General features: G+C 46.5%; 17 protein-coding genes. 6 read left to right on the top strand and 11 right to left on the bottom strand.

Annotation, left to right across the window (positions count from 1 at the left end):
* Positions 1-24: 24 nt before the first annotated feature.
* From QUB39_RS15630 to QUB39_RS15610, 5 genes are all read left to right on the top strand, one after another.
* A complete protein-coding gene (locus QUB39_RS15630; protein WP_333208360.1) occupies positions 25-753 on the top strand; it encodes an HAD-IA family hydrolase in 729 nt (242 codons plus the stop codon).
* Between the two features lie 257 nt (positions 754-1,010).
* Entirely contained in the window at positions 1,011-1,634 is a 624-nt protein-coding gene (locus QUB39_RS15625; protein WP_333053314.1) for a DUF3859 domain-containing protein, read from the top strand.
* Complete coding sequence (locus tag QUB39_RS15620; protein ID WP_333208361.1) at positions 1,635-3,389, top strand: asparagine synthetase B family protein; 1,755 nt, start codon at positions 1,635-1,637, stop codon at positions 3,387-3,389.
* A gap of 184 nt (positions 3,390-3,573) precedes the next feature.
* Positions 3,574-4,794, top strand: a complete 1,221-nt coding sequence (locus tag QUB39_RS15615; protein WP_333208362.1) for a decarboxylase — start codon at positions 3,574-3,576, stop codon at positions 4,792-4,794.
* A gap of 186 nt (positions 4,795-4,980) precedes the next feature.
* A complete protein-coding gene (locus QUB39_RS15610) occupies positions 4,981-6,300 on the top strand; it encodes a hypothetical protein (protein WP_333208363.1) in 1,320 nt (439 codons plus the stop codon).
* Positions 6,301-6,619: 319 nt separating this feature from the next.
* Here the strand turns inward: QUB39_RS15610 and argJ are convergent, their stop codons facing one another.
* The 4 genes from argJ to rpsF form a co-directional block, all read right to left on the bottom strand.
* Positions 6,620-7,861, bottom strand: coding sequence for a bifunctional ornithine acetyltransferase/N-acetylglutamate synthase (argJ, locus tag QUB39_RS15605; protein WP_333208364.1), 1,242 nt, complete (start codon positions 7,859-7,861; stop codon positions 6,620-6,622).
* A gap of 912 nt (positions 7,862-8,773) precedes the next feature.
* Positions 8,774-8,968 carry a hypothetical protein gene (locus QUB39_RS15600; RefSeq protein WP_006631905.1) on the bottom strand — a complete coding sequence of 65 codons (195 nt, stop codon included), beginning with the start codon at positions 8,966-8,968 and terminating at the stop codon, positions 8,774-8,776.
* Between the two features lie 600 nt (positions 8,969-9,568).
* Complete coding sequence (locus QUB39_RS15595; RefSeq protein WP_333208365.1) at positions 9,569-11,101, bottom strand: right-handed parallel beta-helix repeat-containing protein; 1,533 nt, start codon at positions 11,099-11,101, stop codon at positions 9,569-9,571.
* A 439-nt stretch (positions 11,102-11,540) separates the two neighbouring features.
* Entirely contained in the window at positions 11,541-11,876 is a 336-nt protein-coding gene (rpsF, locus tag QUB39_RS15590; protein ID WP_015176119.1) for a 30S ribosomal protein S6, read from the bottom strand.
* 66 nt (positions 11,877-11,942) lie between these two features.
* On the opposite strand from rpsF, the gene QUB39_RS15585 reads away from it, so the two are divergent.
* On the top strand, positions 11,943-12,809 hold the full coding sequence (locus tag QUB39_RS15585) for a carbohydrate ABC transporter permease (protein WP_333270411.1): 867 nt from the start codon (positions 11,943-11,945) through the stop codon (positions 12,807-12,809).
* A 542-nt stretch (positions 12,810-13,351) separates the two neighbouring features.
* On the opposite strand, the gene QUB39_RS15580 is transcribed toward QUB39_RS15585, so the two are convergent.
* The 7 genes from QUB39_RS15580 to QUB39_RS15550 form a co-directional block, all read right to left on the bottom strand.
* Entirely contained in the window at positions 13,352-15,904 is a 2,553-nt protein-coding gene (locus QUB39_RS15580) for an HDIG domain-containing metalloprotein (RefSeq protein WP_333054684.1), read from the bottom strand.
* Positions 15,905-16,133: 229 nt separating this feature from the next.
* A complete protein-coding gene (locus QUB39_RS15575) occupies positions 16,134-17,282 on the bottom strand; it encodes an ADP-ribosylglycohydrolase family protein (protein ID WP_333208366.1) in 1,149 nt (382 codons plus the stop codon).
* Positions 17,283-17,392: 110 nt separating this feature from the next.
* On the bottom strand, positions 17,393-18,502 hold the full coding sequence (locus QUB39_RS15570) for a transposase (protein ID WP_333054682.1): 1,110 nt from the start codon (positions 18,500-18,502) through the stop codon (positions 17,393-17,395).
* 266 nt (positions 18,503-18,768) lie between these two features.
* Positions 18,769-19,209 (bottom strand): type II 3-dehydroquinate dehydratase, encoded by a 441-nt coding sequence (gene aroQ / locus QUB39_RS15565; protein ID WP_333208377.1) that lies wholly within the window; start codon positions 19,207-19,209, stop codon positions 18,769-18,771.
* A gap of 112 nt (positions 19,210-19,321) precedes the next feature.
* A complete protein-coding gene (locus QUB39_RS15560) occupies positions 19,322-19,459 on the bottom strand; it encodes a hypothetical protein (RefSeq protein WP_333054680.1) in 138 nt (45 codons plus the stop codon).
* 299 nt (positions 19,460-19,758) lie between these two features.
* The gene (locus tag QUB39_RS15555) at positions 19,759-21,015 is read right to left on the bottom strand and encodes a competence/damage-inducible protein A (protein WP_333208367.1); all 1,257 of its coding nucleotides are present in this window, start codon (positions 21,013-21,015) and stop codon (positions 19,759-19,761) included.
* A gap of 220 nt (positions 21,016-21,235) precedes the next feature.
* Positions 21,236-22,291, bottom strand: a complete 1,056-nt coding sequence (locus tag QUB39_RS15550) for an MraY family glycosyltransferase (RefSeq protein WP_333054678.1) — start codon at positions 22,289-22,291, stop codon at positions 21,236-21,238.
* Positions 22,292-22,424: the final 133 nt, after the last annotated feature.

Genomic DNA, 22,424 nt, shown 5'->3' with positions numbered 1-22,424 from the left:
TTCCTCTTCCCTTTTTCTTCTCAAATGACCAAAATTATTTTTCTTGATGCCGCAGGCACGCTATTTGACGTGCGCGGCAGCGTCGGCGAAGTCTACGGAAAATTTGCCCGCAGTTGGGGAGTAACTGTTTCTAACGAAGAGTTAAATGCAGCATTTTTCCAAAGTTTTGCCGACTCAAATCCGATGGCATTTCCCGGAAGAGAATTAGCCCAAATTCCCCAGCTAGAATTTGAATGGTGGCAAGCAGTTTGCGCGAACGCTTTTCAAAAAGCAGGCGTTTTCAATCAATTCTCAGACTTTCCCAAATTCTTTGTCGAACTCTACGCTCATTTTGCCACCGCCGAACCTTGGTTCGTCTATCCCGACGTATTCCCAGCATTAAATAGGTGGCAGCAACAAGGGATTAAATTAGCAGTAGTATCGAATTTCGATTCCAGAATTTATGCAGTATTAAAAGCACTAAACTTAGCTGAATATTTCACATCAGTGACAATTTCCACCGAGGTTGGTGCAGCCAAACCCGATTCTCAAATTTTTACCGCCGCTTTGCAAAAGCACAACTGCATTGCGGAGAATGTGTTGCATATCGGCGACAGCTTCAAAGCTGATTATTGTGGTGCTAAAAATGCGGGATTAAACGCAATTTGGTTGAATCGCCAACAGGAAAAAATCAATTCAGGCAAATTGCCTTTAAGTGAAACGAAAATAGAACTGTGCAGCAGTCTTGATTTTATAATCGAGGTTCTTAAATAGAGGACTTAGCGATAATGTGTAGGGTGCGTCGCTGTCAGAGATTCAATAAAAATTGGAGAGTATAGATGGCGACGCACCTTACCATAGCTTTTACATAAATTTTATGAGGTTAAGGTTAGGATTTTTATGAATTGACTTTGAGAGCTGTTTATTGAATAATATGAGTAATTTAACCGCAGAGAGCGCAGAGGGCGCAGAGGAAGAGAAGAGAAATGTGATGTGATTTTTAGATCTAATTTTTACTGGGAAGGAACTCTATGGAACCTCGACTCACTCAAACTCAGTTAGCACAGGTAGTCGCTGAAATCGACAAGTTATCGCAGCAGCGCGAGTTAGAATTGGAACCCGATCGGGTAAGAGAAATTTTACGGGAGTTGAATCTTCCTGATGAGCTTTTAGAAGATGCGATCGCCCAAATGCGCCGCCGCGAAGTCCTAGAAAAACAGCAGCGACGCAACCGCTGGATCGCGATCGCCTCGACAGCCGTTGTCATATCTGCGATCGGTATAGGTGTACTGTTCGGGCAAAATCAGCAACAAAAAACTGCTCGAGTTGTCGCAGGAGAAGACCGAATTTCCCTATCTCAAAAGGGCGGTGACAGCCTCACTCAAGTCAATCGTCAAATTAATCCCCGCATCTACTATCAGGTGACGTTGCAAAATGCTCCGATCGGCAATGAGTTGTCTCTGCAATGCGATTGGATTAATCCTAGCGGTCAAACTGTGCATCAGGCTAGGTATCAAACTCGCACGATCGATACTGCGGTTTGGAATACCCACTGCTTTTACGATCTCGGATCTGCTGCAGCCCCAGGCAAATGGGAAGTTCGGATGTCCCTGGATGGGCGCGCGATCGGCAGTGAACCTTTCACGGTGAAATAGATGGGTGCGATCGGCAAACCTTCACATTTCATAGGCTATTGGGGACTGGGCGATCGCACAAAAACGCTCAGCCGTTTAGCCCCAGACTACTTCATCCGACAGGGCAAATTATCAGAATGGGCGATCGCCTCTGCATCTGTACTCACGGGCGATCGAGTGACGCTGAATGCTTGCGGGCGCGATCGGGCGACGGATTTTCCGGGAGATGCTTGGGCGGCGGTAGAAGCCCAACAGCTAAGGCTGGGGCGCGATCCGTTTGGGCGAGTGCCGCTTTATTGGATGCAGTTGCGAGAAACGATTTGGTTTTCGACGCAAATGCAACTGCTGCTACCGCTGATTGCTTCCTCTCAAATTAGCCCGATCGCCCTACACACTTATGCTTGCTTTTCCTACGTGCCCACGCCGTTAACGCCGATCGAGCAAATTGCCTCCGTAGCAGCCGGAAGCGAGATGATTTGGGAAATTGCCGATATTAAGGATCTGCCGAAAGTGCGATCGCTGCCTTCAGCTTGGCAAGAAGCGCCCCAATTACTGCGGAGTGAAGACGAGGCGATCGCACAATTGCAAAGGCTGTTGCAACAGGCGATCGATCGACAAGTGGCCGATTTGCCGATCGACGAACCCGTAGGCGTTTTACTCTCCGGTGGCATCGATTCTTCCCTGGTGACGGCGCTGCTAGTGAAAGCAGGCTTGCAGGTGCGCGCCTATGCCCTCGATTTTGGTGTCGAAGCCTATTCCGAACTGCCCTACGCCCAACAGGTGGCGGACTTTTTCCAGATTCCGCTGATTCGGGTGGCGGCGACGGGTGATGCAGTGTTGCGCGCGATCGGGCCAACCGCCAAAGCCCTCGATTTACCCTATGGAGATGGTACGACGGCTGCGCTGTTTTTGCTCAAACAGGCGGCGGCGCAAGATGTGCGAGTTGTATTCAATGGCGAGAATGGCGATCAGCTATTTGCCGGATGGACAAACAAGCCTTTGATTGCCAACGGAGTTTACACAGCAGAACATCCCGCCGGAGGAGAAACCTTTGAACAGCAGTATTTGCGGACGTTTCAGCGATTTTATGGTTATGAAAAACAGGTTTTTTCGCCCGAAATGCTCGATCGCATCCAGTCTCACGATTTGAGCGTTTATCTGCAAGACGCGATCGATCCCGGTTGTTTGTCGAAGAGGTGTCCTTCCCTGCTAGCGAGGCTACGGCGCGCTTCGCTGATGCTCAAAGGTGCCCAAAATATTCAGCCGAGGGCAACGGCATTGGCGTTTGCTTGCGGTTTGTGGGTGCGATCGCCCTTCTGCGACCCCGACCTCACGGACTGGACGTTTCAACTCCCTGGCGAGCTGCTACTGCAAGGTGCGTGCGAAAAATACATCCTCAAAAAAGCGTCTGAACGCTGGTTGCCACCGGAAATTGTCTGGCGAGAAAAGCGCGGGATGGGTGTGCCGTTGAAGGTTTGGTATTACCGGGAGTTTTGGGCTGCGATCGGCGATCGGCTGAATCCGAATGTGTTGCGATCGCAAAATTGCTGGCAGCCCCATTTGGCCGACTCGATGTTATCGGGACAACTCGGAGTTGCAATGCGCGATCGCTATATTGGCAATAATCTCTGGTTGCTGCTGATGTGGCAGGCATGGCGAACCGAGGTTTTAGGCGAAATTCCGGTTAAGCGATCGCTGGATCATGTGTTTTGGTTGCCACCGGCGATCGGACAACGCATTTGGAAATATCGAAGGAGGTTGACAGTTGACTGTTGACTGTTGACTGTTGACTGTTGATATGGGCGGGGCGGGTTTATAAATTTGTTGGCTTTGAAGTTGAGAATACTGGTGAACCCGCCCCTACAAGATATGGAATTATATCAGACAGATCCCTCGGACTTGATATAACCCGTTACATCCGTTAAATCCCGTACATTCCTCGTTGCCGAACTTCTTCTATATGACTGAATCTTTGCTACAAAATGAAACCAAAACACATTCGCCGCCGTTCTCCGAAGCAATGGCCCAGCGACTTTTGTCAACTTATGGTTCGCCTTTATATGTGTATCAGGCCGATATCCTCCGTCAAACCCTTGACGATATTACGCGATCGATCGACTATCCGCACGTTCAGTTTCATTTTGCTAGCGTCACCAACGGCAATATTGCTCTGTTGCAATTGATTCAGCAGGCTGGTTGGGGGCTACACGCGAATACACCGGGGGATGTTTTTTTGGGACTGAAAGCGGGTTTTACGAGCGATCGCATTGTCTACACCGGCAGTAACCTCAACAGGGCTGATATTCAGCAATTGATCGAGTGGAAGATTGAGCGATTTAACTTCGATTGTCTGTCCCAACTCCAAGATTTTTGCGAATATTCCGGGAGTCAACCGCGATCGATCCGTGCCGAAATTGGACTGCGCCTCAACTCACCGGAATTGACGGGAGACAGTCGGATTGGAGTACGTGCCGCCGAATTCGGGAAAGCCAAGGAAATCGCGCAGCCGCAGGGGTTGAGGATTACCGGATTGCATTTTTATCGGGGGACTGGAACTAACGCCACGAGTGCTTTTACGCAGGCGATCGATCGCCTAATTGCGATCGCCCAACTGTTGCCCCATTGGCGAACCCTCGATTTTGGCGGTGGTTTTGGCTATCCCTATCGAGGTGGTGCGGTGTTTGACTGGCGGGAGTTTGGTGCGGCGATAACTGAACGATTGAGTGCGCTATCTCGCCCGATCGAGTTGGTGATTGAACCGGGACGATCGGCGATCGCAGGTTGCGGTATTTTGCTAGCAAAAGTTGTGTCTGTGAAGTGGTTGGGATCTCGGCAAATAGTCGGTGTCGATACCACTGTATCAAATCTTTCGGTGCCTGCGGTACACGGGGGCTATCGGGCGATCGCAACTTGGGAAACCGGCGATGTATCGCGACATGAAACGGATATTTGCGGCAACACGACTTATTCGCGGGATTATTTGGGGCGCAACTGTTGGCTACCGAAACTCAAAATTGGAGATACGATCGCGATTTTGGATAGCGGGGCTTACGGCTATGCGATGTCGTCGCATTTTCTGCACCGCCCCCGCCCTGCTGAGGTGTTGATTGATGCTAAGGGCGATCGATTAATTCGACAGCGAGAAGACTATTCTATCTTGTTAAACGGGCAAGTATTTTAAACCTGAGATGTTACACCATTGTCAGCAACAGGCAAGATGCCTGTTGCTGACAATGGTGTAACATCTCGGTTGTAACGAAGTTATCTCTCTTCACTTCCTCTGCGCCCTCTGCGGCCTCTGCGGTAAAATCATTCCAAAACAACCGTCAACGATATAAATCCATTAAATCAATCAGGAGTAACCGAAATGGGAATGAAATGCGTCCAGTGTAATACCGATAACAATTTGCGCGATCGTACAAGCAACTCAGGTCGCTGTAAACAGTGCAACCATCCGTTTGTCTTTGAACCCACTACCGTCACTGATAAAAAGTTGGCTTTCACCGATCCGTTTTTCAAAAAGGCGATCGAGAATATTTCCAGCCAAAATATGTTGTTTTTTACGCACAAACAGTTTTTGTATTTTATTGACCAAAAGCTTAAATCTCGCGCACCCGAAATCAGTTGGATTTTGACCTACTTCTTTTTTAGCGTATTTGCGGGAACCTTCTGCCTTACCTTCGCTATTGCTATTTTTCCCTCACAATTCGCAGTTATTATTACCTTCGCTCTCTACAATTTGATTTGGATATGGCTATTTTTTCACGACAGTAAATCTCCTGAGCAAGGTATTCGCGGCAGAAGAAATAATGCTAAAAACCTCCAGATTTTAGGGGGAATTATTTTAGTGCTGGGCATTTCAGGAAGCCTAATATTTGATTATTCTTCAGGATACATCGTAGCGATTACACTAGGGCTATTTTCCTACTGGCTCGGCATTTCACAAAAAAAACGCCCACAGATAACTGGTGAAGGATTTCTTGTCAATCAAGCGCAGAGTGATAAATGGCTGCGAGACTGGCAAACAGTAAACGGCACATTAGAAAAACTGCTCCCTGCGCCTCGTCAAGAAGCTTTACCCGCCAGCATCGATCGCGAAGTTAGCGCCTACAGTTTCGATCGCGCAATCATCTGTGACAGTGACGAAATAGCTCAATTCCTCATTGCCAACAACGTCCATTTTGAAAACAACTGCGCGATTCTTAGTATTAGTGGCTATCCCCAAAGCATCTTCAGTACCGTGATTGAAATGCTGCGGCGCAATACCGATTTAAAAGTCTATGCACTGCACAATGCGAGCCCTGCTGGAGTTGGCTTGGTACATCAACTGCGAACTAATCCAAACTGGTTTGCGAATCAACAGGTGACAATTTTTGATTTGGGAATTTCTCCCCGTCAAATCTTAGCATCCCGCGATATGTTTGTGCAGCAATCTCAAACAATCGCACAAACAGCCCGTCAATTACCCGACGCTGTAAGGCAAAGTTTAACAGCAGAAGAACTAGCATGGCTGGATGCAGGCAATTTTGTGGAATTGGAATCGTTTACGCCGCAGCGGTTGTTGCGCGTGGTGAATTATGGACTTGCTCAGAGTGGCGATCCGCAGGGTAACGAGGGCTTAATATTAGTGGATGATAATGTTGGATACGGCGGCGGCTATGTGTTTGTCTCCGATAGTTTTGGTTAGGGCGTGTTTTCAAACTTGATATTAGACTTATTAATAATAAGCTTAAAAAGTCTTGAAACTTAGTCTGAATAATATTTTTAGCGCTCTTTTGTTAAACTCCTAAAAAGCTTATCTTGGTAAGGGCTTCAGCGATTTTAAAATGAGGAGCAAAAAAGCTGAGATTAACTCGGTGAGTAAAGGTTTCAGATTTTTTAATTTCCCCCCGTGGGGGGAAGTTGAGTTTAAATTGTGTGAAATTTGCCTTCAACTTTCTCTCGTCTGGTTTTGTTTGTGTAGGCGCGGTTTCTAACCGCCCGGACTTGTAACCGCCTGGACTTATTTAAGTCGTATACTCCGCATTAATCTTCACGTAGTCGTAACTCAAATCGCATCCCCAAGCTTTCGCAAAACCGCTGCCATCCCCCACACTAACCTGAATTAAAACCGTATCAGCCTTCAAATATTCCCCCTCCGCAGCCGCTTTCATATAATTACTTGCTGCAGCGCGATCGAACTCTTTAGGTTGTCCGTTTTCCATCATCAAAAAATCCCCCAATTGAATCCGCAAATTCTCTTGATCGAAAGGTACACCAGCGCGCCCAGCCGCCGCCGCAATTCTGCCCCAATTCGGATCGCGTCCGAAAATAGCAGCTTTCACCAAGGAAGAACCGACAATTGTTTTGGCAATTTTACTCGCAGAAACTTCATCTAGCGCGCCACTAACTTGCACTTCCACCAAACAAGTTGCACCTTCGCCGTCACGGGCGATCGCCTTTGCTAAATGCACGCAAACTTCTGTCAGCATCGCTTCTAATTTTTCAGCATCTGCCCCCATTTCTGTAATTGCGGGCGTGCGGGATTGACCGTTTGCCAAAGCAATTAGCGAGTCGTTGGTACTGGTATCGCCGTCAACAGTAATTTGATTGAAACTTCTGTTAGCCGCCCGACTCACCATTTCTTGCCACAAATGCGATGACACTGCTGCATCGCAAGTTACAAATGCCAGCATTGTTGCCATATTCGGGTGAATCATTCCCGAACCTTTGCAAATGCCGCCGATGCGGACGGGCCGATCGCCAAACATTGTTTCCAGGGCGATCGTTTTCGGCACTAAATCAGTCGTACAAATAGCCTTAGCCGCCGCATCGGAACCAGTTTCCGATGCCTCAGCAACTAATCGGGGAATTCCCGCCCTCAGCGGCTCCATTTTTATCCGCTGTCCGATGACGCCAGTGGAGGCCAAAAGAATTGATTCTGGAGGAATATTCAGCGCTTCTCCCAACAATTTGGCACTTTCGAGGGCATCTGCCAAACCTTGTTCGCCAGTAGCAGCATTAGCTTGTCCCGCATTGCACAAAATTGCTTTCGCGCTGGGTTTAGCTTGCAAACGCTGGCGGCAGTAGTCCACACAAGCGGCCCGGACAGTGGAAGTTGTGAAGACTCCGGCGGCGATCGCGTCTACCTCTGACAAAATTAAACTTAAATCTGGCAAGCCTGAAGGCTTCAAGCCCGCTGTAATTCCCGATGCTCTATACCCTCTCGGTGCTGTAACTCCGCCGTCAATTTCTTTCCAGTCCGACATGATGACCTCCCTAGTAGCCTTCAATCTGCTGAAAGGGGATTATACCATTTTAGATTTTAGATTTTAGATTTTAGATTTTAGACTTCGGCGTGAGCGCTCAGTCAAACGATTTTAGATTTTAGATTTTAGATTTTAGATTCTTTTGAACCCAATTTCCCATTCCCCATTCCCCATTCCCCATTCCCCATTCCCCATAAAACTAATCGCGGCTTCCAATCTAGAGTTAGAACTCAAGAAGAAGTCGCGACGGTTTTGTAATGAACATTATTAATTTTTAGCTGGCCAACAACAAACTCGATTAAACTATCTCGCCGTTGAAAAAAGGAGTTATTTGCGATCGATACTCGCTGGAGAACCAGCATCTAAACCAACTTCAGCAGCCACACGGCTCAGCATGGATTCCTGACGGTTTTTGACGACGTGTTGATGGCGCATCATCAGGTTGCGGGCTTGTTCTTGAGTTGACTTGACACTCCCTAGCCTAAAGGCGTAGGGATGCTTAATTCATCGACTGACCTTTAAGCACTATGTCCTTTCGGCAATCTTTAAACTTTTCAACCGTGCAATTACACCAATTGACGAGCCTAATTCACAGCAACCCCAGAGGGTCTATCTCCAAAAGCGTACTAGGATACGAACCTAGAGTTCGGGTATGCCCTACCCTACTTAATTGATTTAAACCAAATGATGTATTTTCTGGTACAGAGAATGCGTTGATTCTCTCGCTGTTTTAAGTGTTTTCGCAGCACTGTGCCCAATTTTTACACCTAAAAGTGTGTCTTAACAGTTTCACGATGGTGATGGAGTTTAACCTTGGCACATCCATCTTAATACAAAGCCGTCCTACAAGGAGGGGGTTTTAGACCCAATTTCTTGATAACTGCGTAGGCAATTGTCGAAATTGAGTTTGCCCTAGCTCATAGTGGCGTTGCTGCGATCGTAACTGGCTTGAAAGCTGGGCTGCGGTTTGCCTTGAATGTGACCCCAGTAGTGCGTATCTTCCATCCCGACTTCGGTGGCGGTGCGGTTGAGCATGGATTGCTGGCGGTTCTTCACCAGTTGGTGGTGGCGCATCATCAGAGAGCGAGCTTGATTTTCAGTAGACATATGCGGTTCCTCCGTATTCTTTAGATTAATGTTGGGCTGGTTTTTTCTTCTCTTCTATCACTATAACAGACAATTCTGTATCTAAAGCTACCAAATTAAAATTGTCACAAAACTTTACAATTGGGCTATGGGGCGAGAATCTCGATCGAGGTTGCAGGGAGTGCGATCGAGCTTTGGCTGGTGGATTCAGGCCCAACCTCAAGCAGCAGTTGGCAAAATTTGACAATATTCATCTGGTCAGAGCCACATTTTAGCGGCTACCTAATTGCCAAGGGCAAAAATAACTTTATAGTTTGGTTCAAAGTTATAGATGCATAATTTTGTCTCTCAAGGGAGTAGAATTTGCTTGAGTTAACCGTAAATTTAATAAGTAGCTAAGTAGGTAGGCGCTGTAAAACACAATTATGTCAAGGATTGTAAAGTATCCTTAGCCCTAAGCGTGGCTAAGTTAGCCATGTTTACATATTGTTACATAGCTCGGTTTAATCCCGCTTACCAACTTAAATCATTATTATTGAGTTGTTTAATTAATTTTGTTTAGGTACTTAATACAACTACTAACAATTAATTATTACAGTACAACTTATTTTAATGAATGGTTTATTGGGGTAATTCAGGAAATTGAGGTGGAAACTTACCCTGCCACCAAAAATGGGGTTTTTCTCCATTGGGAAAAGCTCCAACTCTCATCTGAGATGCTTTAGAATTAGCAGTTAATGGGGTTGGGTTACTGATCGGAGATTTTAAGTAAAAATTCCCTTCTTCTGGATTAATAAATTGAGGTTCTTCTCTGACAGCAGCATTTCCATTCGTTCCATAGATATTCGCATAGTTATCAGGAAGCCATCCAGCAGAAATCGGACTGGTTGTGTTATTTTCTCCAAAGATTAAGTTCTGGCTAATCTCAATATCTTTTTGACGAAAAATCTTTTCGATGTCAGAGTTAGCCGCTAAATAGCGATCGCTATAACCGATTTGAAATCCCCTATTCTTGCTAAAAATATTATTCTTGATTTCAACATTTTGAAGATTATTAGAAAATAAATATAACCCTCCAGTAATCCAAAAAAAGCTTTCTCCTGGGTTCGGTTTACCATAACCATTATGATGAACCGTATTATTATAAATTTTAATATTATGCCGTAACCCATCATTTCCCCATCGGGCAAAGAGAATTCCGGTTCCCCAGTTATCATAAATTAAGTTATGGTGAAATCGAATATTTTTTGCTTCTGAACCTCCTTCTACTGCTAAAGCAAATCCTGCCCCATTACAATCATGAACAACATTATTAAAGACATCAACATCTTCTAAGACTCCAAACCAACTATCAACATATAATCCTTGTCGTGCCATGTGGTGAATATAGTTATGATGGACGGTTCCATATTTACTTTTTTCTTTAACATCAATCCCTTCTTTTTTACCATCCTTAACTAAGTTATAAGCAACTTCAAAATTTTTAACCCCACCGATTGAAATTGCTTCATGGGGAGCTTCTGAAAAATCATTTAAAAAGTCAGCCATCTTCAGATCGTTTGCATTAATAACCGTATTTCCCATTACTTTATAGTGATCGCCCCACCAAACACCAATACCAGGAGAAAACGTATTTTCTGTTTTATTATTATAAAGGTTAATAAAATGGCTGTTTCTAACTGTAATCCCCGAATTATGAGAATTAATAACTTCTAAATCTTCTACTTGAATATAACTAACATTTTGTAACAAAAATGCACCTTGATCGTGAGGATAATGGGATTTCTTACCAGAGGGAGGCTCTACTTTAACTGCATCCGCATCAATAATAACCCGTTCTTCAGGATAGGCTCGATAAGTAATCCAAGCCTTTTCTGTCCCTGAATTTTTAGCTTGAATTTGTTCGGTGAGGCGATAATTTCCAGCCCGAATATAAACTGTTTCACCCGCTTTTAATACCGACGCTGCGTGATTAATTGTTGACCAAGGATGCTCAAGTGAACCGTTATTTGTATCACTGCCCTTTGGTGCAACATAAAAAACATGAGGAGGGATTTGTGCTAAATTTCGCGATGTCCAGCACTCGCCACTAATTGCCCATAGAAATCCTGCTAATACTAACGTGATGAACCTATGAACGGTTTTTCTCATCATGAAATTTTATTAGGTAGCATTTAATCCTCACTGTTTCAAGATTAAAGCACTTTCGTAATTTTGTAAATCTAGTAAGTAGGTAGGCGCTGTAAAACACACTTATATTAAGGATTGTAAAGTATCCTTATCCCTAAGCGTGGCTAAGTTAGCCCTGTTTACATATTTTTACATAGCTCGGTTTAATCCCGCTTACCTACCTATAATTTCAATTAACATCAAGCCCCGCCCTTAAAAAACTATGCTGTACCCACAATTCCAGAGCTCCCCCTAGCCTCTTTTTCAGGAGGATGCCAGGGGGAGCGGAAGGCTCTGACGTTAGTTTTTCAAGGTGTGCGTACAGCGTAGCCCTTAAGAAAGGCGTGCCGGGGCCGAGGAATAAGCGGCCCTAATCGTCAAACAGTAGACTGCTACTACATAAGACGTTAAGTTGACACGATCGCTACTCGGCGACTTCAGCTTCAGCTTCCGCTTCCGGTGCATCTGGCACATCTTGCTTGATTGTCAAATAGCGAATCACTTCTTCGCTCAGACGCATCGCGCGCTCCAGGGTAAAAATTGCAGCGCCCGGAGCTGTATAGTTCATTTGAACGTATACTCCGTCCCGGTGCTTGCCGATTTCGTAAGCCAAACGGCGCTTGCCGCGGTGCTGAGTTTCGATGTTTTCAGCACCTTGATCGCGCAAAATAGTTTGATATTTAGCGATCGCCTGGTCTGTCATTTCCTCACCCAAATCAGGGCGCAGAATGTACATAGTTTCGTAAATAAACGGTTTCATGGCAATAATCCCCTTATGGACAACAAGGCTTCTCACGAAGCAAGGACTTATTATCATATCCCAACCATGAACAATCTCAAAACTAAAAAACCAAATTCCCCAAACAACACTCCCTCGCCGTGGAGCACCCTGTGGACGTACAGCCTCATGAGCGCGATCGCACTTTTAATGCTATTTCCCTTGCTGTGGCTGCTCAGTACCTCCCTCAAATCCCCCAACGAAAACATCTTTCAATTTCCCCCGCAACTGTGGCCACAACAGCCAACCCTCGAAAACTTCATCAAAGTTTGGCAAACCAACCCCTTCGGCCGCTACCTGTTCAACAGCACCCTAATTGCTGGCCTCACGGTTAGCATCAACGTCCTCTTTTGCGCCCTCGCCGCTTACCCCTTAGCCCGACTCAACTTTCGCGGCCGCGAAGCCATCTTAATCACGATCGTTTCCACAATCATGATTCCCTTCCAAATAGTCATGATTCCCCTATACATATTGACTGTACAACTCGGACTAAAAAATAGTTATTTAGGCGTAATCTTTCCCGGACTAGCCTCAGCCTTCGGCATATTTTTATTACGACAAGCATTTCTAGCAGTTCCCAAAGAACTAGAAGAAGCCGCCCGCATCGACGGCTGCAGCGAATTAGGCATTTGGTGGCACGTCATGATTCCGGCAATTAAGCCAGCTTTAGTCACCCTAGGAATTTTCGTATTTATCGGTTCTTGGAGCGACTTTCTGTGGCCACTGCTAGTTTTAGACAGGCCGGAATATTACACTTTACCTTTAGGTGTAGCCAATTTAGCCGGGACATTTTCCTTAGATTGGCGTTTAGTTGCGGCGGGTTCGATTATTTCTATTGTTCCAGTTTTAGGACTATTTTTGCTTTTGCAAAAATACATTGTGCCAACAGAAACTGCTGCTGGAGTCAAGGGATAGAATCAAGATAAACAATCGGCATTTATCCGCGTTCATTTGCGGTTGAAAATTAAAATCTTTTGAACTCACAACTCACAAAAATTACCGCATATTCGGTGGTTCATGAAGTACACGATCGGCTATATTATGTGGTGTTAGTCCGTAGGGTGCGGATCTGCTTCATATTTGATAAAGATTGCAGATTGACGGGTGTATCCGCACCTTACTCGCGTCTCTCTTCTTGTGTGTACCACATATACATGGAATATGCTGTATTTGTGATGTAGGAACAGCCAGCAATCTGCTGGATTGTTTACTACGCTGGGGTTGTAGATACTATCATCGCTTTTGCAAATGCGATCGATGCCGAAGACTGGCAAAAATTGCGATCGCACCTAGCCGGCGAAAGAGATATCGACTCTTCGGAATTTTGAGGAATCAAACAAACTATGGTAATTGTCAGCGACAATCCTGAAGTGCATGGCGATTTGCCCCGCAAACCGCAATAAAATCTCATTCACAACTGAAATGCGAACTGATTTTTCCTAACTAAAAATTTTCGCCTACCTGGGAGTAAAAACTGCACTAGGGTAAGCAATCCGCTTGTGATTGAACTGTTCCCAAACTCGCACAAAAATCTCCGCAATTAGAGACATATCCTCCCGCGTTAAATCCGAATCAATCAACTGATTATCCTGCCAGCGAGCCCTCAAAATCTTATTAACCATATTCAAAGCCTCTTCATGAGTAGCATCCTTGAGCGATCGCAAAGCAGCCTCGCAAGAATCCGCCAGCATCAAAATCCCGGTTTCCCGCGACTGCGGAATCGGCCCATCGTAGCGAAAATCCTCCTCCCTCACTTGGCGACTTGCGATTGTTAACTTTGAATTATCCGCATCTGGCAAAACAAGCTTTAAATCTTCTATTTCTTTGGCAGCAATTTGCTGCGCCTGGTGGTAGAAGTAAGCAATTAACATTTTACCTTGGTGTTCGGGAATAAACGCCTGAATTGCCTTCGGCAATCGATGCTTTCGCGCCATCACCAAACCCTCGGTAACGTGCTTTTTAATAATCTCCGCGCTCGCCCAAGGGTCATTAATTTCATCGTGCTTGTTGGCCCCGCCCATTTGATTTTCACAAAATCCCAGCGGGTCGTGCATTTTTCCAATATCGTGGTATAATGTCCCAGTCCTAACCAGCTCAACATTGCAGCCGAGTTCTCGGGCCGCAGCCTCTGCCAAACTCGCCACAAACAGCGTGTGCTGAAAAGTCCCAGGAGCCTCGGCAGCCAACCTCTTCAACAGCGGGCGGTTGGGATTGGCAAGTTCCGCCAGCCGGATCGGCGTAATCAAGTCAAAAACGTGTTCCAAATAAGGGCTGATGCCGATCGCCACAACGCTCCAAGCCAAACCGGCCAAACTTTGCGCGCCCACCGTACCGAGTACGACGTACCAAATTGCACCGGCAGCCGCGCTGGCAATCAAAGTCCCCACCAGATAAACGCTGCCCTGAGCCAAGCCGACAGCTACGCCCAAAAGAGCCAATTCCTCGCGCGATCGCAGCCGCCCGGCCATAAAAGCGCCCAGCAATCCGCCCGCCCCGCTAGCCACCAAATGAATCAAGTCCACATTTAAGCCAATGGGCAGCAGCGCCGACAGCAGCCCCACCACAGTGACTCCCACCGCCGAACCGTAGAAGCCGCCCGCTAAAATCCCGATCGCGGGCAAACTCGTCCAAGGCAGCCCCAAACTCACCAGCACTGGCGCGCTCAAAGTCAGCAGCAGCAATAGCAAATGATCTCTGCGGCGCAAGCGGTAGTGCCTTTCCACCAGCAGTACGATCGCAATTGCCCCCGCGACTAAACAAACAAAACCCGTCAGCCCCAGCCAATTCACCCCCCGTCGGCTCAAACCAAAATAGTCCAGCAACACGAAATCTTGCTGCGATATCTCTTGTCCTTGTGCAACAATTATCTCGCCCCGATCTACTGCGATCATCACCGGTTTCACCTTTTGCGCCGCTAATTCAGCTAGCTGTTTGGTTTCCTCCCGATCTCTCACCAGATTTGGCTGCAAAATCGCTGTTAAACCCTCCACCGCCAAACCTTGGGACTCTAACGGCACTTCATCAGCCACTTGCAGGTTCACGGCTTCTTGTAAAATCTCTTTGGGCAACCCCTGCGGGATACCTTGAGCCACCATTCTTTTTGCCGCCCGACTCATACCGGTTTGGGTTTTCTGCCAAGCTGCTTCGGACAAATCAAACAGCGAAGTATCGTAAATCTGGGGCAGCCCCAAAACCGACGGTTTTCCCAGCGCCTCCACAGCATTGAGATAGCGCTCGCGAGCAGAGGAAATACTGTCTGTCAGGCTTTGAAATTCTGCTGCCCTGACCGATCGGCTGTAAGCTTGCAGTTGAGCGATAGCATCTTGCTGAGACTTGTTATCTGTTGCCGCAGCAATTGCCGGGGAATCCAAACTCAATCGCTCGGAAGTTGCACTTTTGTCACCCGCTTGCGCCAAAATCCAGCGCCACTCCCACTCAGGACAGCTCCGCAAGTAAACCTGAACAGCAAGTGAGAGGGCCGAGGTACTCGCAAACGGAAACGGGCCTACCGCCTCCCGTAGATCGCTCCCATGCTGCAAAAATTGTTGCAATTCTTGATAAATTTGTCGATCGACCGCCGAATCCAGCATTAATATAGCTACAGCCCCTATCCGCGCTGCTTTCCGCTGTTCTTCAGTAGTTTTGTAATCCGGGACGCTAGCAGTAGCAGGAGCCTTAATCGTCTGAGGAGCTTTCGTCCCCACATCCAGTTTCGGCTGGTTGTAGAAGCGGTGGCCCAGAGTGCTGCTTAGGGAAACTACCGCTATCAGCGCCAACATAGGGGAACGAGCTTGATTTTTGAGGCTTGATTTGGAGGTTTTACTTGTAAATTTAGTAGTAAAAGTCTCGGGAAGAAGCCATTTCTGGCGCGACAAACGGCTCAGGAGAGGCCCGCCAGCGCGTGAGGTATCTGCTTTGCTGCCATTTTGCACTTTAGCAATGTGTTGGCGCAGTGAGCGCGCAGCCCCTAGCTGCTCAATCTGTCGCATCAATGAGGAGAGCGTATTCATTTGTGTCGAAGATATATCACTGTTATCCAGCAGCTTTGTCAGAATTTCTGACTATGCATCTTGATTGATTTTATCCGAACTACCCATATTCTCGTTGAAACCCGGTTTTGTGGGGCAGGCGCGTCCGATTTAATTTTTCACTTTTTAATCTTTAATTGGCGCTCTCCTTCCACTTTGGCTTTTGACTTGTTAGTTGCTGGTTTCCCCTTACTGTTAAAAGCTTTAACCTTTATATTTTACGAGGTCTAATGACATAAGGTGCAGCCACCGATCGGGCTAGCACAGCAGAATCGACTCCGGCATCGGGCCTGTAAACGCCTGCCCAAACAGCAAACAGGTTATTTGCTAACTCTACAATTTTTACATCGCTGCCAGTTCCCCAGAGCAAAGGTTCTCGGCCCTCGGCTAGCTGCTGCGAATTAACCTGAGCCGAAGATACCTGTCGCCATTCTACAGGAATCGCAGCAACGCCGTTATACGCTCCAGACAAAGCTCCCGTCAAAGCGCAGGTTATTTGTCCGGCTATACCACAGCGGGCAGCACGCACCACTGACAAGCGCAAGTCTTCTGGGGTGTTCAAAAAGCAGTAGAAAGCTAAGGCAATGGGAATGAAATTTCCTGGGTTGACAATTGACTCGGTTTGTAATTTTTTTTCACCTTCGCCCTGTCTTTCTCGCAAAGCTGTGGCGCTTTTGCACAGATAAGTGGCGGCTGTTTCTAAATCGGCTCCCTTTTCTAGTAGTATTTGCACTTGCAGCAGCAGCTCTGTTAAGGCATTCTCTGTTTTCAGGTAGGCAAGTGTTTGCTCGATCGCCGTCGCGGGGTCAAGTCTTTCTTTGAGAGAGCGGGCGATCGTATATGCTACTGCTAAAATTGCTGTTTCCCATTCTGGCGGGTTTTCGTTGTGCCAAACCTCTATCGCCAGCATGATTTTTTCTCGCAATTTGGCTTTATTTTCGTGAAAAAACATCGCCGATGGCAGCGCAGCAAGGGCAGCTTCACCAGGGTTAAGTAAGGTTGGAAACTCACTGTTGCGGGGATGGTAGATTTCCGACTTGGCAAATGCTTCCCAAGTATCGCGCCAATCTTTTAAATTTAAACCCCTACACCGAATTAAACTTTGAGCACACGCTACCGCAAGTGTCCCGGATGCGGATGAGTCTTTGCCACTTGGGATTTTACTGTTGACAGAATTCAACGCCAATGTTGCGCCACTTACGGTCAATTGTTGGTGTTTCGTCAGTTGTAAAATCGGCTGCAAGTCTTCTGTTTGGGGGGGAATACCGACGAGTTGCCTCTGGTATTGCAGGCCTAGAGAGTCTCCTAAAACTGCCCCCAGGATGGTTCCTTGAAACTTGCTCAACAGGGAATGCCGCATTTGAATTTAACTCAAGTTGTTATTGACATACTCCCCGGCTTAAAAGCGCGGGGATTCTTAACACTTCATTGACCGATACTACCGAAGTAGTTTTACGAGCGTCTCCATGTTCATTTAGAGTCGTGGCAATGCCCTATCCCGACTTTATTTATATTTTTGGCGGCGTTCTCATCTCTGTCTTGGTTAGTACCGCAATTGAGGCAGAGTATATAACGCACAGAGAGGTCTATTTTCCCCCACTTAAACCCGCAATCTGAGCAAACTTGGCTGGTAGGTTCCCAGCGACTAATTACTTTGAACTCTCTGCCATACTTCCCACATTTTCCATCGCACAAAGCCCTAAACTCACCCCAACCTTGCTGACTAATTGCCCTTGATAGCTTCCTATTTTTTACCATTCCTGCTACATTCAAATCTTCTAAAATGACAAGTTGATTATCCTTAGCCAAGTTAGTTGATAGTTTGTGCAAAAAATCTTTTCTAGTGTCAGCAATTCGGTTGTGCAGTCTAGCTATTTGCAGTCGGGTTTTATTCCGCCGTTTAGAGTCGAGTTTTTGACGGGAAAGTTTACGCTGTAATCTGCGAATTTTGCGATCTAACACTTTGTAGTCAGGGCTTACAGCTTTAGTCCCGTCACTCATTACAGCGAAGGTTTTAATGCCCAAATCAATGCCGACGCTGTGGTTCTTAGCTTCGACTTCTTCGGGATCATCCTCTACTACAAAGCTGATGAAATACCGATCTGCACAATCCTTGATTATAGTTAAAGAGCTTGGATGGTCTGGCAATTCCCTAGACCAAATCAGCTTAACTCTGCCAATCTTTGCAAGGTAAACATAATCATCCCTCAACGAAAAACCGTTTTTGGTTAGTTTGGCGGATTGGCTGTTTGTCTTTTTTTTGAACTTTGGATAGCCGACTTTTTTTCCGTTACGTTTTCCTTTACAAGAATCCAAGAAATTCTTAAAAGCTGTTTCCAAATCAGAGACAGATTGTTGGAGGCAAATCGCCGACACTTCTCCCAACCATGCTCTCTCCTCAGTCTTTTTTGCCTGAGTTATTACAATTTTTTGCAGGTCTGCACAGCTAGGTTTTTTGGCAGAGTTTTTGCAAATTCTTAGGGCATCATTCCAGACTACTCTAGTACAACCAAACAATTTAGCTAAGCTAATTTTTTGTTCCGTACTAGGAGATAATCTGTATCGATACCGCGCTTTCATGCCTCTCTCTCCTGTGTTATTCTTATTATACTATACCACAACATCTGAGAAAATTAGGACAATTAAGAAATTAAAACCGTCCTATAAGGACGGGGCTTTAAACCCCGTTCTTTGGTAATTGGTAATTGGTAATTGGTAATTTAGAGTTCTTCCTGGTTTGCTTCTTTGCCTAACTCTTGTGATTAATTTGAATTCAACCCAAACATATAAGGGCTGGTTTTCCATCTAAAACCTGCCCTCATCCGATCGCTACCATCGGTAATTTTTTAATTTTTAATCAGGTAACTAACTAGAGCTTGCAGCCCCAGCCGATAACTTTCTGGGCCAAAACCGCTGATTTGTCCGATCGCCACCGCTGCGATAAAGGAGTGGTGCCGAAAAGCTTCCCGCCGGTAAATATTGCTCAGATGAACTTCTACCGCCGGGATATTCACCGCGGCGATCGCGTCTCTAATTGCCACACTCGTATGAGTATAAGCTCCAGCATTAATCAATAAGCCTTGGTGCTGCCCTAACATCGAGTGAATTGCATCCACCAATACCCCTTCATGATTCGACTGCTGAATTGAGACTTGCACCTGGAGGGCTTGCGCTTCTCGTTCTAGCAACTTGTTGATATCATTTAAAGTCGCAGAACCATAAACTCCAGGTTCTCGCTGACCCAATAGATTCAGATTAGGGCCGTGAAGTACCAGGATATTTAACAATTTTAAAATTTCCCGCGCAACAAAATTTAAGAGAGTTTTGACATGGTATTTAAAACCAGTCAACCACCTCAAAGGTCAAACCTTAAACATCAAACTTCTAATTCAGTCCCGACTACCTGCGATTCCTCGGTTGGTTGACAGGAATACGAATCGGTTCTAGTTCCGGTTGAGCTTCAGGATTCAGCAATCCTTCTATCAGCTTGCGAACCCATTCTTTAATTTGTTCCAGCACCTTTTCAATGTCTTCCATTGAACGGATAGCTCCTTTTTTTATAGTCTAGATTGCTAAACCGACGGCTAAATATCTGAAAATAAGCAAGCACGACTTTGAAACCAAAGGTCAAACTTGCTTTCTCGCTTGCTGGTTATTTTCAGCAATGGAGAGATTCAGTATCTTGGCCAATCAGTCCTATCTTATTATCATAACGAATCTTTACAGATAATCAAGAGGCAAAAGGAAAATTGCCGAATTATATCGGAGTAGAGAGTGTTAAATAAAGCTTAAGCTTACGGTTGACTGTTGACAATTGACCAATCGTAGGATTTTTTCTACACTTTTGCCAACAATAATGTACGCCGGAGTCGATCGAGCGCCGTACAGCTACTCAAATTCCGAATCCACTCGCGGCCTCTGGCATCGCCAAAACGGTATTCAAAACTTTCTGCGGATCCGTCGGGCCCCGCTAAACCGACATAAACCAGTCCGACAGGTTTACCGTCGGTGCCGCCTCCTGGCCCGGCGATGCCTGTAATGCTCAACCCCCAATTGGTATTGAGGCTGGCGCGAACTCCCGCAGCCATTTGTTTTGCCACTTGGTGGCTGACTGCCCCCAATTCGGCTAAATCTTGGGGATTAACACCTAATAATCCTTCCTTAATCCGATTGTCGTAAGAAATAATCCCGCCTAAAAAGTAGCTCGAACTGCCGGGAACACCTGTCAGCATCGCCCCCAATCCTCCTCCCGTGCAGGATTCAGCCACGCTGAGAGTTTGCCCCGCATCCAGCAACAATTGGCCCACAGTCGAAGCGAGGGTATCGCTATCAGCACCGTAACAGTCTAAGCCGGCAATTTGCCGCAATTGTTGTTCGATCGGCTCAATCAAGTTTTTCGCAGCAACTTTCTCGTTTGCGCGGGCCGAAATCCGCAGTTTGACTTCGCCGTGATTGGCGTAGGGAGCCACAGTAGGATTAGTTAAATTCAAAAAACTATCTACTTTTTCCGCCAATGCTGACTCAGAAATCCCCCAAAATTTCAATGTGCGGCTGTAAATAGTGGCGCTGCACCAGCCGTTATTTTGCAGGTAAGGAACGGCGGTTTCTTGCCACATCAAGTGCATTTCCGCCGGTACGCCGGGAAATGTCATTACTGTCACGTCAGAAACCGGTTGCCAAATAATGCCCGGTGCAGAACCGCTGCGGTTCGGCAGAATATCCGCAGTTTCTGGAATTAAAGCTTGCTTGCGATTGCTGGGACTCATGGTGCCTCCCCGCTGGGCATATTTGTATTCGATATCGGCGATAATTTCCGGCTTTTCTATTAAGGGAACCCCAAAAAAATCGGCGATTGTTTCCACTGTCAGGTCGTCTGGTGTGGGGCCCAGACCGCCGGTGAAGAGCAAAAGCTGCGATCGACTGACGGCGATTTCTAACACTTGTTTGATACGTTCTGGATTGTCCCCCACCACTGTTTGATAGTAGTGAGGTATTCCCAGACTCGCTAATTCTTTGGCTAAAAACTGGGCATTGCTATTAAGAATATCGCCTAACAGCAATTCAGTGCCAACACAAATAATTTCAGCAACCATTATTCGATTTTAGATTTTAGATTTTGGATTTTGGATTGGGGAATTGGGCATTGGGCATTGGGCATGGGGCATTGGATTGGGGAATTGGGCATGGGGAATTGGGCATGGGGCATGGGGCATGGGGCATTGGGCATTGGCCCGCGCAGGGCATTGGGAATTAGGCATTTGGCATTAGAAATTATTTTTCTTCCTTCTTCCTTCTTCCTTCTTCCTTCTTCCTTCACCTAGCGTGTCTCCAAACTTTCCAGCTAGCATATCCCAGCAAACTTGTTGCACCCATAGCGTAAATTACGCCGCTCGGAAGCGAAAAAGCTAGGGCTAAACTTCCCACCCACAGTGTCAGTGAGTAAATAAATAAAACCGCAAATCGATGGGAGAGTCCGGCTTCTAGAAGTCGGTGGTGGAGATGGCGCTTGTCAGCAATAAACGGTGACTTGCCGTTGCGAAGTCGATCGAGAATCACCGCCGACATATCTAAAATCGGTACAGCTAAAATTAAATAGGGCAGCAACACAGAAGTAACAGCCGTAGTTTTAACCAACCCAATTACTCCCACTCCAGCGAGAGTAAACCCGATAAAATAAGCCCCGCCATCTCCCATAAAGATTTGAGCCGGATTGAAGTTGTAGCGCAGAAACCCCAATGTCCCGCCAGCTAAAGCCGCTGCAATCAGGGCCGCCGCTGGTTGCTGCATCGCCAAACTGACAATCAGCATCACAACGGCTGCAATCCCTGAAACTCCGGCTGCTAAACCGTCCAAACCGTCAATCCAGTTGATGGCATTCGCCATGCCGACGAGCCAAATCACGGTAATTGGCAAGCTCAGCCAGCCAATATTAGTCAGTCCCAAGGAGGGAACTGTCAGAAACTCAATCTGTACGCCCGCGTACCAAACGATGCTGGATACGCCAATTTGCATGAGCAAGCGTTTTAAGGCCGAGAGCGAAAATAGGTCGTCTGCTAAACCGATGAGGAAGAATCCGATGCCGCCGAGGGTGACTCCCCAAATTTCGTATTCGTCTTTGGGATTGAGAACTTGTCCGTTAGCATCGAGGAAGCCTCCTGAGATCCAGACAAATAAGAGGGCAGTGATAGTGCCGAGAAAGATGGACACTCCTCCCAAGCGCACCATTGGGCGCTTGTGGACTTTTCGCTCGCCTGGCCGATCGACTCGCCCGCTTTTGAGACCAATTTTTTTGACTATTGGTGTACTCCAGAGGACGACGATCGCAGAAACCAGGAAAGCGAGTATGTGGTACAGATACTGGTACGGCATCTGAAATCAATTTTAAATAGTGCGGGGCAATTAGTCTGTCAGGCAGAGTCTACTACATTTCAGATGGCTTATAACAAGGAAACATCTTGAAGAGCGACTGGGGGTTTGGGAGTCGGAGATTTGCCGCAATGGC

Source organism: Microcoleus sp. AT8-B5, assembly GCF_036705565.1.
In the GTDB taxonomy this organism is placed as follows: domain Bacteria; phylum Cyanobacteriota; class Cyanobacteriia; order Cyanobacteriales; family Microcoleaceae; genus Microcoleus.
Note: the sequence above shows the minus strand (reverse complement) of the source record. Positions and strands in the feature narration are given on the sequence as shown.

What these genes read in the sequence shown, in the direction of transcription:
- QUB39_RS15555 (WP_333208367.1), bottom strand. Translation starts at nt 21,015, where the DNA reads ATGGTTGCTGAAATTATTTGTGTTGGCACTGAATTGCTGTTAGGCGAT.
- rpsF (WP_015176119.1), bottom strand. Translation starts at nt 11,876, where the DNA reads ATGAAACCGTTTATTTACGAAACTATGTACATTCTGCGCCCTGATTTG.
- QUB39_RS15620 (WP_333208361.1), top strand. Translation starts at nt 1,635, where the DNA reads ATGGGTGCGATCGGCAAACCTTCACATTTCATAGGCTATTGGGGACTG.
- QUB39_RS15580 (WP_333054684.1), bottom strand. Translation starts at nt 15,904, where the DNA reads ATGAATACGCTCTCCTCATTGATGCGACAGATTGAGCAGCTAGGGGCT.
- QUB39_RS15625 (WP_333053314.1), top strand. Translation starts at nt 1,011, where the DNA reads ATGGAACCTCGACTCACTCAAACTCAGTTAGCACAGGTAGTCGCTGAA.
- QUB39_RS15550 (WP_333054678.1), bottom strand. Translation starts at nt 22,291, where the DNA reads ATGCCGTACCAGTATCTGTACCACATACTCGCTTTCCTGGTTTCTGCG.
- QUB39_RS15595 (WP_333208365.1), bottom strand. Translation starts at nt 11,101, where the DNA reads ATGATGAGAAAAACCGTTCATAGGTTCATCACGTTAGTATTAGCAGGA.
- QUB39_RS15560 (WP_333054680.1), bottom strand. Translation starts at nt 19,459, where the DNA reads ATGGAAGACATTGAAAAGGTGCTGGAACAAATTAAAGAATGGGTTCGC.
- QUB39_RS15575 (WP_333208366.1), bottom strand. Translation starts at nt 17,282, where the DNA reads ATGCGGCATTCCCTGTTGAGCAAGTTTCAAGGAACCATCCTGGGGGCA.
- QUB39_RS15585 (WP_333270411.1), top strand. Translation starts at nt 11,943, where the DNA reads ATGAACAATCTCAAAACTAAAAAACCAAATTCCCCAAACAACACTCCC.
- QUB39_RS15630 (WP_333208360.1), top strand. Translation starts at nt 25, where the DNA reads ATGACCAAAATTATTTTTCTTGATGCCGCAGGCACGCTATTTGACGTG.
- QUB39_RS15600 (WP_006631905.1), bottom strand. Translation starts at nt 8,968, where the DNA reads ATGTCTACTGAAAATCAAGCTCGCTCTCTGATGATGCGCCACCACCAA.
- QUB39_RS15570 (WP_333054682.1), bottom strand. Translation starts at nt 18,502, where the DNA reads ATGAAAGCGCGGTATCGATACAGATTATCTCCTAGTACGGAACAAAAA.
- QUB39_RS15610 (WP_333208363.1), top strand. Translation starts at nt 4,981, where the DNA reads ATGGGAATGAAATGCGTCCAGTGTAATACCGATAACAATTTGCGCGAT.
- QUB39_RS15615 (WP_333208362.1), top strand. Translation starts at nt 3,574, where the DNA reads ATGACTGAATCTTTGCTACAAAATGAAACCAAAACACATTCGCCGCCG.
- argJ (WP_333208364.1), bottom strand. Translation starts at nt 7,861, where the DNA reads ATGTCGGACTGGAAAGAAATTGACGGCGGAGTTACAGCACCGAGAGGG.